This is a genomic window from Paeniglutamicibacter psychrophenolicus, from assembly GCF_017876575.1.
In the GTDB taxonomy this organism is placed as follows: Bacteria; Actinomycetota; Actinomycetes; order Actinomycetales; family Micrococcaceae; genus Paeniglutamicibacter; species Paeniglutamicibacter psychrophenolicus.
The window spans coordinates 3,308,273-3,325,032 of record NZ_JAGIOE010000001.1 but is presented as its reverse complement, the minus strand read 5'-3'; the positions used below and the strand labels follow the sequence as shown (position 1 = coordinate 3,325,032).

At 66.2% G+C, this 16,760-nt stretch carries 14 protein-coding genes; 12 read left to right on the top strand and 2 right to left on the bottom strand.

Translation table 11 applies throughout. From position 1 onward, the window contains the following. Positions 1-46 precede the first annotated feature (46 nt). The gene (locus JOF46_RS15135; RefSeq protein WP_209908391.1) at positions 47-2,578 is read right to left on the bottom strand and encodes a DEAD/DEAH box helicase; all 2,532 of its coding nucleotides are present in this window, start codon (positions 2,576-2,578) and stop codon (positions 47-49) included. Positions 2,579-2,630: 52 nt separating this feature from the next. Here JOF46_RS15135 and JOF46_RS15130 point away from each other — a divergent pair, with 52 nt between their 5' ends. From JOF46_RS15130 to JOF46_RS15120, 3 genes are all read left to right on the top strand, one after another. Continuing rightward, positions 2,631-3,419 (top strand): trans-aconitate 2-methyltransferase, encoded by a 789-nt coding sequence (locus JOF46_RS15130; RefSeq protein ID WP_209908389.1) that lies wholly within the window; start codon positions 2,631-2,633, stop codon positions 3,417-3,419. A 61-nt stretch (positions 3,420-3,480) separates the two neighbouring features. Then, entirely contained in the window at positions 3,481-3,789 is a 309-nt protein-coding gene (locus JOF46_RS15125) for a hypothetical protein (RefSeq protein ID WP_209908387.1), read from the top strand. Between the two features lie 118 nt (positions 3,790-3,907). Further along, positions 3,908-5,344 (top strand): HNH endonuclease, encoded by a 1,437-nt coding sequence (locus JOF46_RS15120; protein WP_209908385.1) that lies wholly within the window; start codon positions 3,908-3,910, stop codon positions 5,342-5,344. Here JOF46_RS15120 and JOF46_RS15115 read toward each other — a convergent pair whose 3' ends face one another. Continuing rightward, the gene (locus JOF46_RS15115) at positions 5,345-6,007 is read right to left on the bottom strand and encodes an MBL fold metallo-hydrolase (RefSeq protein WP_209908383.1); all 663 of its coding nucleotides are present in this window, start codon (positions 6,005-6,007) and stop codon (positions 5,345-5,347) included. A gap of 86 nt (positions 6,008-6,093) precedes the next feature. Here JOF46_RS15115 and JOF46_RS15110 point away from each other — a divergent pair, with 86 nt between their 5' ends. The 9 genes from JOF46_RS15110 to JOF46_RS15070 all read left to right on the top strand — a co-directional run bounded on the left by JOF46_RS15110 (position 6,094) and on the right by JOF46_RS15070 (position 16,559). Further along, the gene (locus JOF46_RS15110) at positions 6,094-6,477 is read left to right on the top strand and encodes a GntR family transcriptional regulator (protein ID WP_209908381.1); all 384 of its coding nucleotides are present in this window, start codon (positions 6,094-6,096) and stop codon (positions 6,475-6,477) included. 62 nt (positions 6,478-6,539) lie between these two features. Further along, positions 6,540-9,422: an excinuclease ABC subunit UvrA gene (gene uvrA / locus JOF46_RS15105; protein ID WP_209908379.1), complete on the top strand. Its 2,883-nt coding sequence runs from the start codon at positions 6,540-6,542 to the stop codon at positions 9,420-9,422. 80 nt (positions 9,423-9,502) lie between these two features. After that, complete coding sequence (locus JOF46_RS15100) at positions 9,503-10,222, top strand: HAD hydrolase-like protein (protein ID WP_209908378.1); 720 nt, start codon at positions 9,503-9,505, stop codon at positions 10,220-10,222. Continuing rightward, the gene (locus tag JOF46_RS15095) at positions 10,223-10,894 is read left to right on the top strand and encodes a lysophospholipid acyltransferase family protein (protein ID WP_113761084.1); all 672 of its coding nucleotides are present in this window, start codon (positions 10,223-10,225) and stop codon (positions 10,892-10,894) included. Positions 10,895-10,908: 14 nt separating this feature from the next. Further along, a complete protein-coding gene (uvrC, locus tag JOF46_RS15090) occupies positions 10,909-12,870 on the top strand; it encodes an excinuclease ABC subunit UvrC (protein ID WP_209908376.1) in 1,962 nt (653 codons plus the stop codon). A gap of 35 nt (positions 12,871-12,905) precedes the next feature. Continuing rightward, on the top strand, positions 12,906-13,799 hold the full coding sequence (gene rapZ, locus JOF46_RS15085) for an RNase adapter RapZ (protein WP_113761086.1): 894 nt from the start codon (positions 12,906-12,908) through the stop codon (positions 13,797-13,799). Between the two features lie 6 nt (positions 13,800-13,805). Beyond that, positions 13,806-14,846: a gluconeogenesis factor YvcK family protein gene (locus JOF46_RS15080; protein WP_209908374.1), complete on the top strand. Its 1,041-nt coding sequence runs from the start codon at positions 13,806-13,808 to the stop codon at positions 14,844-14,846. A 10-nt stretch (positions 14,847-14,856) separates the two neighbouring features. Next, positions 14,857-15,837 (top strand): DNA-binding protein WhiA, encoded by a 981-nt coding sequence (gene whiA / locus JOF46_RS15075; RefSeq protein WP_113761088.1) that lies wholly within the window; start codon positions 14,857-14,859, stop codon positions 15,835-15,837. A 92-nt stretch (positions 15,838-15,929) separates the two neighbouring features. Beyond that, the gene (locus JOF46_RS15070; protein WP_209908372.1) at positions 15,930-16,559 is read left to right on the top strand and encodes a superoxide dismutase; all 630 of its coding nucleotides are present in this window, start codon (positions 15,930-15,932) and stop codon (positions 16,557-16,559) included. Positions 16,560-16,760 lie beyond the last annotated feature (201 nt).

The following is a 16,760-nucleotide window of genomic DNA, read 5'->3' as shown; positions in this document are numbered from 1 at the left end:
CCGGGAAGGAAATCCTTCCCGGCGGGCGCCTGTCGTTGGTGCCGTGCTAGTCCTTGCGGCCCACGTTGGTCACCGTGATGACCGGGTAGCCGGCCTCGTCGGAGTCCGCCAGGTTGACGGTGGCGTCGATGCCCCAGTCGTGGTGGTTGGCCGGGTCGGCGAAGACCTGGCGCACCGTCCAGGTGTCCTTCGAGGTGGTGATCAGCAACAGGTTGGGGCCGCGGCCGCCGGGGCCGTCATCGATGTCCTCGTGCTCCTCGAAGTACGCGTCCATGGCATCGGCCCATGCATCGGTGCCGAAGCCCGAGTGCCCGTCCAGCTCGGCCAGGGCGCCGTCCTGCTCGTCGGCAAAGAGCTTCACGCGGCGGAACATCTCGTTGCGGACCATCACGCGGAAGGCCCGCTCGTTGGAGGTCAGCCGCTCGGGGGCAGGAGGGATGATTTCGGCGTCGGGCTCGTGCAGCACCCCGTTGGCCAGCTCCTCCCATTCGTCCAGCAGCGAGGAGTCGATCTGGCGGATCAGTTCCCCGAGCCATTCGATGAGGTCCTCGAGGTCCTCGCGCAGCGCGTCCTGCGGCACGGTTTGGCGCAGCGCCTTGAAGGCGTCGGTGAGGTAGCGCAGCAGCACGCCCTCGGAGCGGGCCAGCGAGTAGAACTGCACGTACTCGCTGAAGCTCATGGCGCGTTCGTACATGTCGCGGACCACCGACTTGGGAGCCACCTCGAAGTCGCCGAGCCACGGGGCGCCGGCGCGGTACTGCTCGAAGGCATTGGTCAGGATCTCGGCCAGCGGCTGCGGGTAGGTGACCTCCTCGAGCGCGGCCATGCGGTCGTTGTACTCCATGCCCTCGGCCTTCATCGCGGCAATCGCCTCGCCGCGGGCCTTCTTCTCCTGGGCCGAAAGCACCTGGCGCGGCTTTTCCAGCGTGGCCTCGATGACGGAGACGACATCCAGCGCGTAGTTCGGGGACTCGGCGTCAAAGAGTTCGAGGGCCGCCAGCGCGAAGGGGGACAGCGGCTGGTTCAGCGCGAAGTTCTCCTGCAGGTGCACCGTCAGGGCCAGCATGTTCCCGTGCCTGTCGGGGTGCTCCAGGCGTTCGACGACGCCGGTGGCCAGCAGCTCGCGCAGGATGCCCAGCGCCTTGCGCTGCAGGGCACGCTGGCGCACCGGAGGCTCGTGGTTCTCGGTGAGCAGCCGGCGGGCGGCGGCAAAGGAGTCGCCCTCGCGCGCCAGCAGGTTCAGCAGGATCGAGTGGGTCACGGCGAAGGAGGAGTTCAGCGTCTCGGGGGTGGAGTCGATGATCCGCTCGTAGGTCTTTTCTCCCCAGGTCACAAATCCCTGCGGCGGCTTCTTCTTGACGACCTGGCGGATCTTCTTGGAGTCGTCGCCGAATTTCGCGACCGCCTTCTCCGTGGCCTTCTTGTTCTCGATGGAGTGCTCGGGCGCCTGGACCACGACGGTCCCGGCGGTGTCGAAGCCTGCGCGGCCCGCGCGTCCGGCGATCTGGTGGAATTCGCGGGAGTTCAGGATGCGGGTGCGCACCCCGTCGTACTTGGACAGCGCGGTGATCAACACCGTGCGGATGGGCACGTTGATGCCCACGCCCAGGGTGTCGGTGCCGCAGATGACCTTCAGCAACCCGGCCTGGGCCAGCTGCTCCACCAGGCGGCGGTACTTGGGCAGCATGCCTGCGTGGTGCACGCCGATGCCGTGGCGCACCAGCCGGTTCAGCGTCTTGCCGAAGCCGGGGGCGAACCTGAATCCGGCGATCAGCTCGGAGATCCGGTCCTTTTCCTCGCGGGTGCACACGTTGATGCTCATCAGCCCGCTGGCCCGGTCGATGGCCTCGAGCTGGCTGAAGTGCACCACGTAGATCGGCACCTGCTTGGTGGAGAGCAGTTCCTCGATGGCTTCCTGCACCGGGTCCTGCGAGTAGTAGTAGTGCAGGGGGATGGGCCGTTCGGCGTGCGCCACGGTGGAGGTGTCGCGTCCGGTGCGCAGCGTGAGCTCGTCCTCGAAGCGGCTGACATCGCCCAGGGTGGCGCTCATGATCAGGAATTGTGCCTGCGGGAGCTCGAGCAGCGGCACCTGCCAGGCCCAACCGCGCTGCGGGTCGGCGTAGAAGTGGAACTCGTCCATGACCACCGGCCCCAGATCCGCGTTCTTGCCTTCGCGCAGGGCGATATTGGCAAGGATCTCCGCGGTGCAGCAGATGATCGGGGCATCCTGGTTCACCGAGGAGTCTCCGGTGACCATGCCGACGTTCTCGGCGCCGAAGATCTTGCACAGGTCAAAGAACTTTTCCGAAACGAGCGCCTTGATGGGCGCGGTGTAGTAGCTGCGTTCCCCGCGGGCGAGCGCATAGAAGTGCGCAGCGACGGCCACCAGCGATTTGCCCGAGCCAGTGGGGGTGGCAAGGATGACGTTGTTGCCGGCCACGAATTCCATGACGGCCTCGTCCTGTGCCGGGTACAGCCCGATGCCGCGGTCCTCCACCCACTTGATGAACGCTTCGTAAACGGATTCGGCGGTGGCCCCACGCGGGGGAGTGTTCGGCAGCAACTCGGTAAGTTTCATGATGTGTCCAAGACTATCGGTTTACGAGGGGCTTTCCGCTTACGCTGTGGTTATGAAATGGGACCCGAACAAGTACGTGCAGTTTGCCGACCATCGCGACCGTCCGTTTTACGATCTGACGGCCCGTATCACCGCCGCGACACCGCAGCTCGTGGTGGACCTGGGGTGCGGTCCGGGACCCCTGACCCATTCGCTGGCCGAGCGCTGGCCTGACGCACGGGTGACCGGGTTGGATTCCTCGGAAGAAATGATCGAGCAGGCGCGGGCCAAACAGCATGCGGCCAACCTGTCCTTCGCCGTGGCGGATGCGAGCGCCTGGATGCCGGCCCCCGAGACCGACGTGTTGGTCTCCAACGCGATGCTGCAATGGATCCCCGAACACCGGCAGCTCATCGCCAAGTGGCTGGGGGAGTTGGCCCCCGGGGCCTGGTTTGCGGCACAGGTGCCGGGCAACTTCGGCTCCCCGTCCCACACCCTGATGCGGCAGCTGGCCAATTCGGAGCGCTGGGCCCCGCAGCTGGCCGGGGTCCTGCGGCATGATGACGCGGTGGGGGAGCCCGCCGACTACCTGAAGATCCTGCTGGCGGCCGGATTCGAATCCGATGTCTGGGAAACCACCTACGGGCAGATCCTCAGCGGGACCGATCCCATCCTGGAATGGGTGCGAGGGACAGCCCTGCGTCCGGTGCTTGCCAGGCTTTCGGACAAGGATGCGGCCGAGTTCGAGGCCGACTATGCCCGTTTGGTTGCCCAGGCGTACCCTGCCTTCGCGGACGCCCGCGGGGGATCCCTGACATTGTTCCCGTTCCGCCGCATCTTCATGGTGGGCCGCAAGCGCTAGCCTTCCCCCCCCATGTGAACCAAGTTCGCAGGTGGGACCGCCTTCTCATAGTCTGGGGAACATGAAGAAACTTTTGCCGGTCCTTGCCGCTGCCACCATGATGCTCGCCGCCTGCTCCGGGCCGTCAGCTGAAGACTTTCGCTTGAACGACCAGCAGGGGAACACCGCCTGCATCCACTTCGGCAGCGGATATGCGGACACGGGAAACCTCGGTGCAACCAACATGAGGAAGGCGGCCGAGCACGGCTCCAAGGCTTCCACCGAACAGATCCGCACCGCGGTCGACACCGATGCCAGTGGAGCTTCCACCATCACGGACAAGGACGCGTTCAAGAAGGCCTGCGAATCCCAGGGCATCAAGTTCAATTAGCCCCCGCGAACAAGATTTTCGAAAGTATTTTCTTATCATGCTTTGACTAGGTGGTTTGAGAAGGGTTGCGCTCGCCGAACTCTTCACAAGCCAACGATCCGGGCGTAGAATAGTAAGTATGTTCGAAGATTCCCAGGAATATGATTCGAACCCGAGATCCCTCACCGTGGAGGAGGCCGGGGAAATCCTCCTTGGCCATCGCCACATCCCCTCGGACCTGCGCAGGCCTCCCAGGCAGCGCTCCGCAGCGGAAGGACCCGGCGACGGCTACGTCGATTTCATCAACGGCATGGCCGAGGCCGTGACCCACTTGCCGCAGACCGTGGGGGAGCAAGTGCGGGGCGCTCGGATCTCAGCCATGGAGCGCGCGAAGGCTGCCCTCTGCGCGGCCCAGGCCAAGGAAGCATACGCCCTGGAGCAGGACATCATTGCCCGGCACCGGGCAGACGGAATCTACAAGCAGAACCCAGCGCGTGGCACCGGTGCGGAAGTCGCCCTAGCGCGCAAGGAAGCCCAACACCTCGGACCCTGCTTCGTGAACTACTCACGGGCCATGATCGAGCAAATGCCCTACACCTTCAACGCACTGGAGCGCGGTGAGCTCACCGAAGAGCGCGCCATGCTCATGGTGAGCAAGACCAATGCCATGCATGTCGACGTTCGCCGCCAAGTCGATCGGAACATGGCAGGGGAGAGGGGTGCTCTCGAAGGCGTGGGCACCAAGCAGCTCGCGTCACGCATCGCCAAGGAAGCCCTCGCCTACGACGGCCGAATCGAGGCGAACAAGCAGGCCGATGCCGTGGTCAATCGCCGTGTGACCCTGAACCCGACACCCGATGGAATGATGCGCCTGAGCGCACTTCTCACCGCGGCACAGGGCGTTGCGGTGAAGCAGGCGCTGCGGGCCGAGGCTTCCAAGCTCCGCTCCAGCGAGGATCGCCGCACCGACGACCAGACCATGGCCGACGCGCTGGTCTCGGGAATCACCGGGCACGCGAACGGGCTGAGGCCCTCGCTGATGGTGCACCTGAACATGACCGACCGCACGTTGCTGGCGGGCGATAGCGAGCCCGCACACCTCCTTGGCTACGGAACCATCTCCGCCGCCCACGCCCGGTGGCTCATTGCCGGGGATCGAACCGCTTCGGAAGAAGAAAGCGAGGTCGACGTCTGGATGCGCCGGGTATATACGGCGCCCACGACAGGCGAACTCTTGGCAATGGACTCCGAAGCCCGCAGCGTGCCGCCCAAGCTCAGGGATCTCATCGAGATACGCGACCAATTCTGCCGAACGCCTTACTGCGATGCCCCGATCCGGCACATCGACCACGTCTACCAGGTGCGCAGGGGCGGGAAAACCACCGAGATCAACCTGGACGGACGATGCGTCTGTTGCAACCAGATCAAAGAAACCGAGGGCTGGGAAGAACACCTCATTCGGGGGCAGCGGCATACTATCCTGATCACCACCCCCGGCGGACAGATGTATCGAGCCATGGCGCCGCCCCTGCCGGGGACCCCGGAATCACCGCCGGGGCCCCGGACGGACTTATGATTACCAGCCCCTGAGGCGCCACTCGCCCAGGCTCGGCCGCTCCGCGCCCAATGTCGTTGATGACCCGTGGCCCGTGAGCACCAAGGCCTCATCCGGATACGCTCCAAAGAGCCGGGTCTCCACGTCGTCAAGCAACGAGGCAAAACGCTGCGGATCGTTCCCCGTGTTTCCCACTCCACCGGGGAACAAGGAATCCCCGCTGAAGATCACCGTGGTGCCACCGCTGTCCCGCAACACATAGGCAATCGAACCCGGGGTGTGCCCACGCAGGTGCACGCACTCCAGGACCACCTGGCCAACCGATACCGTGTCGCCATGCTTCAGAGCAACATCAATGGCGACGTTGGTGCCGGCTGCAATGCCGTCCACGTCCTCGGCACCCGCATAGGTCTTCACCCCGGTCTTGCCGGCATACTCTGCCAGCGCCCGGACGTGGTCCCAGTGCTGGTGGGTTGTGGCAATGCCCGCAAGCTGCGTGGGAACGTCGGCATCCGAAGCGGCGGAGGTAACCAAGCCCTCGATGGCCGCCACATCGTCGGCCGCATCAATCAGCAACTGCGAGCCGTCGCCCTTGGAAGTCACGAGGTAGATGTTGTTGGACATTTCGGAAACGCTCAAGGATCGGATGGTCGCATCGGTGAGGTCAAGGAAGGTTTGGCTCATTGCAACATCCTATGTGGAGCGCCGAATCCGGCGCGATAGGCTGAAATGCAAGCACCGCCCCCCAGTACCAACAAAGGACGGCACACATGGACAGCAATCCGCTGGCATTCATCGCTCTCGACAGCACCGACAAAACCGCTCCCTACCAGCAAGTCAGGCAACAGATACTCGTCGCCATCTCCAAGGGACGTCTCAAGGCCGGAACCAAGTTGCCCTCGGTCCGGGCGCTCGCCGAACAACTCGGCCTCGCGGTCAACACGGCGGCGAAGGTCTACAAGGAACTGGAAGCCAGCGGAGCAGTCGTGACCCGTGGCCGCCACGGCACCATCGTCCAGGCGGCGGAAGATGAAGGTGCCGTCGCCGTTGCAGACGCCGCCTCCGAGCTTGCGGCCGTTGCGACACGCTGGGGGATCTCCGAGAAAGCTGCCATCGGCTACGTCCGGGCGGCGTTCACTTCGCAAGTTGGATAGACCTGCGTCTTGTTGCTCACAAGTTCGCTCCATTCGAACCAGTTTTCGATTAGCATGATCTGGTGGCTACTTCCCGCTCCTCTGAAACCCTCCGTCCGCACGACCTGACCCGCCTGGTGGTGAAGGGTGCGCGCGAACATAATCTACGCAACGTCGACCTGGATTTGCCCCGTGACGCCATGATCGTGTTCACCGGCCTTTCCGGCTCCGGAAAGTCGTCCCTGGCTTTCGACACCATCTTTGCCGAAGGACAGCGACGCTACGTCGAATCCCTCTCGGCCTATGCCCGCCAGTTCCTGGGGCAGGTCGACAAGCCGGACGTCGATTTCATCGAGGGGCTCTCGCCCGCGGTGTCGATCGACCAAAAGTCGACCTCGAAGAACCCCCGGTCCACCGTGGGTACCATCACGGAGATCTACGACTACATGCGACTGCTCTGGGCACGCGTGGGTCGCCCGTACTGCCCGGTCTGCGGCGAAGCCGTCACCAAGCAAACCCCGCAGCAGATCGTGGACCAGCTGCTCGAGCTCGAACCCAAGACCCGCTTCCAGGTCCTCGCACCTGTCGTGCGCGGCCGCAAGGGCGAATTCGTGGACCTCTTCAAGGAGCTCGGCTCAAAGGGCTATTCCCGCGCCCGGGTCGACGGGGAAACGATCCAGCTTTCGGACCCACCCAAGCTCGGCAAGCAGTTCAAGCACACCATCGAGGTCGTGGTCGACCGCCTGGCCATCAACGACACCGTGAGCCAGCGGCTGACCGACTCCATCGAAACCGCACTGAACCTCGCCGAGGGCCGGGTCCTGATCGACTTCGTCGACCTCGACCCGGAAGACGAGGGCCGCGTGCGCGCCTTCTCGGAGAACCTTGCCTGCCCCAACGAGCACCCGCTGGCCATCGACGAAATCGAACCACGGTCGTTCTCTTTCAACAACCCCTTCGGCGCCTGCCCCGCTTGCAGCGGCATCGGCACACGCCTGGAGGTCGACGAGGACCTGATCATTCCCGACGTGGAAATGCCACTGGGCCAAGGTGCCATCGCGCCCTGGTCGCTTGGCACTGCCACCACCGAGTACTGGAACCGCCTGCTCGGGGGACTGGGCGCGGAGCTGGACTTCACGCTGGAAACCCCCTGGAACAAGCTGCCCGCCGTCGCCCGCCAGGCCATCCTGCACGGCAAGGACCACAAGGTCGTGGTGCAGTACAAGAACCGCTTCGGCCGGGAACGCAAGTACTCCACCGGCTTCGAGGGCGTGGTCCAGTACATCCACCGCAAGCACCTGGAAACCGAATCGGACAACGCCCGAGACCGGTACGAGGAGTACATGCGGCAGATCCCGTGCCCGGAATGCAACGGCGCACGCCTGAACTCCGCCTCGCTGTCGGTGCTGATCAACGACAAATCCATCGCCGAGGTCTCGGCCATGCCGATGCGCGAATGCTCCGAGTTCCTCGAAAACCTCGTCCTCACCGGACGCGAGGCCCAGATCGCTAACCAGGTCCTGAAGGAAATCCAGGCCCGCCTGCGCTTCCTGCTGGACGTCGGACTGGAGTACCTGAACCTGGAACGTGCCGCCGGCACGCTTTCGGGCGGCGAGGCCCAGCGCATCCGGCTGGCCACGCAGATCGGTTCCGGACTGGTCGGTGTGTTGTACGTGCTCGACGAGCCCTCCATCGGGCTGCACCAGCGCGACAACCGCCGGCTCATCGAAACCCTGACCCGGCTGCGGTCCCTGGGCAACACGCTGATCGTGGTGGAACACGACGAGGACACCATCGGCGAGGCCGACTGGATCGTCGACATCGGACCCGGCGCCGGGGAACACGGCGGCGAGGTTGTGCACTCGGGGTCCCTGGAGGACCTGAAGGCCAACACCCGCTCCATCACCGGCGACTATCTCTCCGGGCGCCGGAAGATCGAGGTTCCGGCCAAGCGCCGCAAGATCGACAAGAAGCGCGAGATCACCGTCGTGGGCGCCCGCGAAAACAACCTCGTGGACGTCACCGCCCGCTTCCCGCTCGGCGTGCTGACGGCGATCACCGGCGTCTCGGGCTCCGGAAAGTCCACGCTGGTCAACGACGTGCTCTACAAGGTGCTCGCCAACCGGCTCAACGGCGCCAAACAGGTACCCGGAAGGCACACCCGCGTCGAGGGCCTCGAGCACCTGGACAAGGTCATCCACGTCGACCAGTCGCCCATCGGACGCACCCCGCGCTCCAACCCGGCCACCTACACCGGGGTCTTCGACCACATCCGCAAGCTCTTCGCCGAGACCAACGAGGCCAAGGTGCGCGGCTACCTGCCGGGCCGCTTCTCCTTCAACGTCAAGGGCGGACGCTGCGAATCCTGCTCGGGCGACGGCACGCTGAAGATCGAGATGAACTTCCTTCCGGACGTCTACGTCCCGTGTGAGGTTTGCCATGGTGCGCGCTACAACCGCGAGACCCTGGAGGTCCACTACAAGGGCAAGTCCATCGCCGACGTGCTGAACATGCCCATCGAGGAGGGCGCGGAGTTCTTTGCCGCGTTCACCCCGATCGCCCGCCACCTGCGCACCCTGGTGGAGGTGGGATTGGGCTACGTCCGCCTCGGACAGGCCTCCACCACGCTCTCCGGCGGCGAGGCGCAGCGCGTGAAGCTCGCCGCGGAACTGCAGAAGCGCTCCAACGGCCGCTCCATCTATGTGCTCGACGAGCCCACCACCGGCTTGCATTTCGAGGACATCCGCAAGCTCCTGCTGGTCCTGCAGGGACTGGTGGACAAGGGCAACACGGTGATCACCATCGAGCACAACCTCGACGTGATCAAGTCCGCGGACTGGGTCATCGACCTGGGTCCCGAGGGCGGTTCCGGCGGCGGCGAAATCATTGCCGTCGGCACGCCCGAACAAGTCGCCAAGGTCGAGGCCAGCTACACCGGAAAGTTCCTCGCGCCGCTGCTGGGCTAGGTGCGAACGCCGTGCGTGTATGCCGTTTCGGGCATGCGCGTACGGCACAAGTGCCCAGTTCATGCGAGAATACGACAGTGATGATTGCTCCCTCCGCCGTGCTGCTTGACCTCGATGGAACCCTCGTGGATCCGGCCGGGGCTATCACCTCGGGCATCCGCTTTGCGTTGACGCAAGCGCAGATCCCCGATCCGGGTGAAGAAAAACTCATGTCCCTCATCGGGCCCCCGCTGACCCTCGGGCTGGCCACCATCGACGGTGTCGACCCTTCAATCATCGGTTCGCTGATCTCCACCTACCGTGCGCAATATGCCGAAACCGGCATGGCGGCATCACGCCCGTACCCCGGCGTCCCCGAACTGCTGGCCGCGCTGCGTGCCTCCGGTGCCACGGTGCTGGTCGCCACCGCCAAGCCCACCCACATCGCCCGGGCCCTGCTCGAGGTCCAGGGCATCACCCCCCTGCTGGATGGGATTTTCGGCAACGACGACGAGGGCGACGGCACTTCCTCCTCCAAGACCCACATCCTGGCCGCGGCGATCGCCGAGCACGACCTGGACCCCGCCCAGTGCGTGATGGTGGGGGACCGCCGCTATGACATCGAGGCCGCCCACGAGAACGACGTGGCCTCCATCGGCGCCGGCTGGGGCTTCGCCGAAGCCGGCGAACTCGAAGCCGCCGGTGCCGGCGCGCACGCCGCGGACCTGGCCGAGCTTGCCGGGCTGTTGCTGGGCAACGCCGCCGAGGAAACGCTGCGCGAATCCCTGCTGGCCGCCAACCCGACGGGAGCCGGCGCCTAGATGAGCCTGTACACCATGACCCGCTCCTCGATCCGCGGGCTGCTTTCCGGGCTGTGCCGCCCCACCGTCACCGGACTGGAAAACGTTCCGCGCACCGGCCCGGTCATCATCGCCTCCAACCACCTCTCGTTCCTGGACTCGATCATCATCCAGGCGCTGACCCCGCGCGACGTCGCGTTCTTCGCCAAGGCCGAGTACTTCACCACCCCGGGCCTCAGGGGCAAGGCCATGAAGACCTTCTTCGAATCCGTGGGCTCGATCCCGGTCCAGCGCGGGGAACAGGCCGCCTCGGTGGCGGCCCTGGAATCGCTGGTCGACATCCTGGAGACCGGCGGCGGCATCGGCATCTACCCGGAGGGCACCCGCTCGCGCGACGGCAAGCTCTACCGCGGGCGCACCGGCGTGGGCTGGCTCGCGCTGTCCACCGGCGCCCCGGTGGTCCCGGTCGGGCTGATCGGTACCGAGAACCTGCAGCCGGCCGGCAAGAACACCATCAAGCCGCACCACTTCACCCTCGCCTTCGGCAAGCCGCTGCAATTCGAGCACCTGGGCCGCAAGCACCCGCTGCCGCAGCGCCGCGCCGCCACCGACGCGATCGTCGACGCCATCGCGGAACTGACCGGGCAGGAACGCGTGGACGCCTACAACCAGACCCCCATCAGCGACCAGTAACCGGAGCACCAGAAGTGGCAGACCCCCAGAGCTACCGCCCCGCCACCGGGGACATTCCGACGCGTCCCGGGGTCTACCGCTTCCGCGACGAGGTCGGCCGGGTCATCTACGTCGGCAAGGCCAAGGTGCTGCGCCAACGGCTGAACTCCTATTTCGCCAACCCCGCGTCCCTGACCCCCAAGACGCACGCCATGGTGCACACCGCCGTCTCCGTCGAGTGGACGGTTGTCGGCTCCGAGCTGGAGGCGCTGCAGCTCGAGTACACCTGGATCAAGGAGTACAACCCGCGCTTCAACATCGTCTTCCGCGACGACAAGACCTACCCGTACCTGGCCGTGACCATGGGGGAGAAGTACCCGCGTGCGCTGGTGATGCGCGGGGACAAGCGCAAGGACACCAAGTACTTCGGCCCGTTCTACCCGGCCAAGGCCATCCGCGAAACCCTCGACACGCTGCTGCGCGTCTTCCCGGTGCGCAGCTGCTCGGCCGGGGTGTTCAACCGGGCCCAGTCCTCCGGGCGGCCCTGCCTGCTGGGCTACATCGACAAGTGCGCCGCCCCCTGCGTGGGCCGGATCAGCCCCGAGGACCACAAGGCGCTCGCCGCGGACCTGTGCCAGTTCATGGGCGGGGAGGGCACCCGCTTCATCAAGGAACTCGAGGCCAAGATGAAAGACGCCGTCGGCAAGCTCGAATACGAGCAGGCAGCCAGGTACCGCGACGACATCGCCGCGCTGCGCCGGGTCTTCGAGCGCAACGCCGTGGTGCTGGCCGAAAACACCGAGGCCGACATCTTCGCGGTGCACGAGGACGAACTCGAGGCCGCGGTGCAGGTCTTCCACGTGCGCAACGGGCGCATCCGCGGCCAGCGCGGCTGGGTGGTGGAAAAGGTCGAGGACTCCACCCCGGCGGAATTCATCGAGCACATGCTCACCCAGGTCTACGGCGAATCGGCCGGCGACGACAGGATCCCGCGCGAGGTGCTGGTCCCGGTGCTGCCGGAGAACGCCGACGACGTCGCCGCGTGGCTGCACGAGCGCCGCGGCTCGGCCGTCTCGCTGCGTGTGGCACAGCGCGGGGACAAGGCGACGCTTGCCGAAACCGTGCGGGAAAACGCCGAACAGTCCCTGCGCCTGCACAAGTCCCGCCGCGCCGGGGACCTGACGACCCGCTCCGCCTCGCTGCAGGAACTTCAGGACGCCCTGGGCCTGCCGGCCCCGCTGCTGCGCATCGAATGCTACGACGCCTCGCACACCCAGGGCACCAACGTGGTCGCCTCCATGGTGGTCTTCGAGGACGGGCTGCCCAAGAAGGCCGACTACCGCAAGTTCTCGATCACCGGGGAGGCCGCGCGCGACGACACCGCCTCGATGTACGACGTGATCTCCCGCCGCTTCAAGAACTACCTGGCGGACATGGAAGACACCGTGCCGATGATCAGCGGGGAAATCGACATCGCCGACGCCTCCGAGCGCATGCCCGCCCGCCGCTTCGCCTACCCGCCCTCGCTGGTCATCGTCGACGGCGGGCCCCCGCAGGTCGCAGCCGCCTCCCGGGCCCTGGCCGATCTGGGCATCGACGACGTGTACGTGGTCGGGTTGGCCAAGCGGCTGGAGGAGCTGTGGCTGCCGGACGATCAGTTCCCGGTGATCCTGCCGCGGGCCTCCCACGCCCTGTACCTGGTCCAGCGGGTCCGCGACGAGGCGCACCGCTTCGCCATCACCTTCCACCGCAAGAAGCGCTCGGCCTCGATGACCACCTCGCTGCTGGACACCATCCCCGGGCTGGGCCCGGCCAAGCGCGAGGCACTGCGCAAGCACTTCGGCTCGATGAAGAAGATGCGCGCCGCCACGGTGGAGCAGCTGCTGGAGGTCCCGGGCATCGGGCCGGCGCTGGCCGCCACGGTGTTCGACGCGCTGGCCGCAGCCGGCGCGGATGCGCCGGCAGTGAACATGACCACGGGTGAAGTGCTGGACTGACCGATTCGGGACCCGCGGGCGACTAGGCTAGGTACATGACCACCGAGCTTGCCCCAGTGAAACCACCCGAGTCCGAACTTCTAGTGATTACCGGCATGTCGGGCGCCGGGCGCACCACCGCTGCCCACGCGCTGGAAGACCACGGCTGGTATGTGGTGGAGAACCTGCCCCCGACGCTGCTGGGCATGCTCACCGAGATCGTGGCACACGCCGGAGGGTCCATCCCGAAGCTCGCCGTGGTGATGGACGTGCGCTCCAAGTCGCTTTTCCCGCAGCTGCGCGAAAACCTGAACGCACTGACCAGCGCCGGCATCGCCTACCGCGTGCTGTTCCTTGACGCCGCCGACGACCTGTTGGTCCGCCGCTTCGAGCAGGGACGGCGCCCGCACCCGCTGCAGGAAGACGACCGCATCGTCGACGGCATCAACCGCGAGCGCGAGGTGCTCCGGGAGCTGAAGGAAGCGGCGGAAATCGTCGTTGACACCACCGAGATGTCGGTGCATGATTTGGCCCGCTCGATCACCGAGCTGTTCTCCGAGTCCGGCCCGATCGTGCTGCGGCTGAACGTCATGAGCTTCGGCTTCAAGTACGGGGTCCCCACCGACGCCAACTACGTCGCCGATGTCCGCTTCATCCCCAACCCGCACTGGGTCCCCGAGTTGCGCCCGCACACCGGCAAGGACAAGGCGGTCTCCGACTACGTGCTGTCGGCCACGGGTGCCGCGGAATTCATCGAACGCTACATCGGTGCCCTGGAGCCGGTCTTCGAAGGCTACCGCCGCGAAAACAAGCACTACGCCACCCTTGCGGTGGGCTGCACCGGCGGCAAGCACCGCTCGGTGGCCACGGCCGAGGAAATCGGGCGCCGGCTGGCCCAGCTGCCCAATGTGCGCGTCAACGTCACGCACCGGGACCTGGGGCGCGAGTAGTCCGCCATGGCGTTTTTCACCGGCCCGATCCCCATCCAGCCACCTTCCCGCTCCAACGGGGAGAACAAGGTCGTGCGCGTGGTCGCGCTCGGCGGCGGCCACGGCCTGTCGGCCTCGCTGTCCGCACTGCGCCGGCTGACCACCGACCTGACTGCCATCGTCACGGTGGCCGACGACGGGGGCTCCTCCGGGCGCCTGCGCGAGGAGCTCGACGTGCTGCCCCCCGGGGACCTGCGCATGGCGCTGGCCGCCCTGTGCGACGACACCGACTGGGGGCGGACCTGGCGCGATGTCATGCAGCACCGATTCACCTCGAAACCCGGATCGAGCGCGGCGCTGGACCAGCACGCCGTGGGCAACCTGCTGATCGTGGCCCTGTGGGAACTGCTCAAGGACCCCGTGGCGGGACTGCGCTGGGCCGGGGCCCTGCTGGGCGCCCGCGGCCAGGTGCTGCCCATGAGCACCACCCCGCTGACCATCACCGGGGACGTGCTGCAGGAAGACGCCGGCAGCGGGCTGGTGCAGCGCCGGCTCTCCGGCCAGGCGAAGCTCGCCGAGGCCGGCGAGAGCGCGCTGGTCTCCAACGTGCGCCTGGAACCGGCCGACGCCGCGGCCTGCACCGAGGCGCTTGACGCCATCGAGCTGGCCGACTGGGTAGTGCTCGGCCCGGGCTCCTGGTACACCTCGGTGCTGCCGCACCTCTTGCTGCCGGAAATGCGCGAGGGCCTGCAGCAGACCGCGGCGCGCCGGCTGCTGACCATGAACCTTTCCACCGACACCGCCGAGACCGGGGGGATGGACGCGGCCGCGCATCTGGAAGTCATCGCCAAGTACGCCCCGGACCTGCGCCTGGACGCCGTATTGGCCGACCCGACGACGATTTCGGACCACGAGGCGTTCACCCACGCCGCCGCCCGGCTAGGTGCCCGCACCTTTTTCGGTAAAGTAGGGGTTGGTGCCGGACGAGCAGTCCACGACCCCTTGAGACTTGCCGCCGCATACCACGACGTGTTCACCACGTTCAGCACAGACGAGCCCAGCAGTTAGGAAACAATCCATGGCACTGACGGCTTCCGTCAAGGACGAGCTGTCCCGGCTTGAGATTCGGAGATCCTCCGAGCGCAAGGCAGAAGTATCCACCATGCTGCGATTCTGCGGCGGCCTGCACATCATCTCCGGACGCATCGTCATCGAGGCCGAGGTCGACCTCGCCTCCACCGCCCGGCGGCTTCGCGCCGCCATCGCCGAGGTCTACGGCCACGCCTCCGAAATCATCGTGGTTTCCGGGGGAGGGCTGCGCCGCGGCAACCGCTACGTGGTCCGCGTGGTCCGCGACGGCGAGGCCCTGGCCCGCCAGACCGGCCTGCTCGACGGGCGGGGCCGGCCGGTGCGCGGGCTGCCCTCGGTCATCGTCAATGGCTCCACCGCCGACGCCGAGGCCGTGTGGCGCGGTGCCTTCCTCTCCCACGGTTCGCTCACCGAGCCCGGGCGTTCCTCGGCACTGGAAATCACCTGCCCCGGACCCGAGTCCGCGCTGGCACTGGTCGGCGCCGCACGGCGCCTGGGGCTGGTGGCCAAGGCCCGCGAGGTCCGCGGGGTTGACCGCGTGGTCATCCGCGACGGCGAGGCCATCGCCCAGCTGCTCACCCGGATGGGTGCGCACGACGCGCTGATGGTCTGGGAAGAACGCCGCATGCGCAAGGAAGTGCGTGCCACCGCCAACCGCCTGGCCAACTTCGACGACGCGAACCTGCGCCGCTCGGCCCAGGCCGCCGTCGCCGCAGGGGCCAGGGTGGAACGCGCCCTGGAGATCCTCGGGGACGAGGTCCCCGAGCACCTCAAGTACGCCGGTGCGCTTCGCGTTGCACACAAGCAGGCATCCCTGGACGAGCTCGGACGCATGGCCGAACCGCCCATGACCAAGGACGCGATCGCCGGGCGAATCCGCCGATTGCTGGCCATGGCCGACAAAAGGGCCTCCGAACTGGGAATACCCGGCACCGAGGCCAGCGTTCCACTGGATATGCTCGAACACTGAGCCCAAGGATTTTCCGCTGTTGCGCGGAGATGCAGTAACGAAGAAGAACGCATCCACTTCTCGATGGGTGCCGATGAGAATGAGGAGTCATTTTGGCTATTTATACCTTGCCCGAGCTGCAGTACGATTACGCGGCCCTGGAGCCGAACATCTCGGCGCGGATCATGGAGCTGCACCACTCCAAGCACCATGCGGCCTATGTGGCCGGGGCGAACACCGCCCTGGAGCAGCTGGCCGAGGCGCGGGCGAAGGGCGAGTTCGGGAACATCCCGAAGCTGTCCAAGGACCTGGCGTTCCACCTGGGCGGGCACACGAACCACTCGATCTTCTGGAACAACCTGTCCCCGGAGGGCGGGGACAAGCCCGAGGGGGAGCTGGCCGCGGCGATCGACGACGCGTTCGGGTCCTTCGACGCGTTCCGTGCGCACTTCACGGCGGCGGCGATGAGCCTGCAGGGGTCCGGCTGGGCGTTGCTGGGCTTTGAGGGCCTGGGTGGCCAGCTGGTCATCGAGCAGCTGTACGACCAGCAGGGCAACGTGCCGGTGGCGACGACCCCGCTGTTGATGCTGGACATGTGGGAGCACGCGTTCTACCTGGATTACGTGAATGTGAAGGCCGACTACGTGAAGGCGTTCTGGAACATCGTGAACTGGGCCGATGTCTCGGCGCGTTTCGAGGCGGCCCGCAAGGGTGCCGCGGCGCTGATCGTCCCGGGCAAGTAACAAAACCCGCAGGAAGCGTAAGCCTCCTCACATCGAACGCCCTAGTGGCGTACGATAGAAACAACGTGTTTTGCGTGTCTTGCGGCATCAGCCGCAAGACACGCATAAACCCGGCCAGCATCCCGCTGGCGACACAACGGAGTGTCCAATTTTTCCAAGCCACTCCGTTTCTGTGTCCCAACCCCGGGACCCTCTCTTCGC

Bases quoted from the DNA above. Each gene is read 5' to 3' on its own strand.
- JOF46_RS15125 (WP_209908387.1), top strand. From the start codon at position 3,481: ATGAAGAAACTTTTGCCGGTCCTTGCCGCTGCCACCATGATGCTCGCC.
- JOF46_RS15080 (WP_209908374.1), top strand. From the start codon at position 13,806: ATGGCGTTTTTCACCGGCCCGATCCCCATCCAGCCACCTTCCCGCTCC.
- JOF46_RS15130 (WP_209908389.1), top strand. From the start codon at position 2,631: ATGAAATGGGACCCGAACAAGTACGTGCAGTTTGCCGACCATCGCGAC.
- JOF46_RS15115 (WP_209908383.1), bottom strand. From the start codon at position 6,007: ATGAGCCAAACCTTCCTTGACCTCACCGATGCGACCATCCGATCCTTG.
- rapZ (WP_113761086.1), top strand. From the start codon at position 12,906: ATGACCACCGAGCTTGCCCCAGTGAAACCACCCGAGTCCGAACTTCTA.
- JOF46_RS15120 (WP_209908385.1), top strand. From the start codon at position 3,908: ATGTTCGAAGATTCCCAGGAATATGATTCGAACCCGAGATCCCTCACC.
- JOF46_RS15135 (WP_209908391.1), bottom strand. From the start codon at position 2,578: ATGAAACTTACCGAGTTGCTGCCGAACACTCCCCCGCGTGGGGCCACC.
- JOF46_RS15110 (WP_209908381.1), top strand. From the start codon at position 6,094: ATGGACAGCAATCCGCTGGCATTCATCGCTCTCGACAGCACCGACAAA.
- JOF46_RS15100 (WP_209908378.1), top strand. From the start codon at position 9,503: ATGATTGCTCCCTCCGCCGTGCTGCTTGACCTCGATGGAACCCTCGTG.
- JOF46_RS15095 (WP_113761084.1), top strand. From the start codon at position 10,223: ATGAGCCTGTACACCATGACCCGCTCCTCGATCCGCGGGCTGCTTTCC.
- whiA (WP_113761088.1), top strand. From the start codon at position 14,857: ATGGCACTGACGGCTTCCGTCAAGGACGAGCTGTCCCGGCTTGAGATT.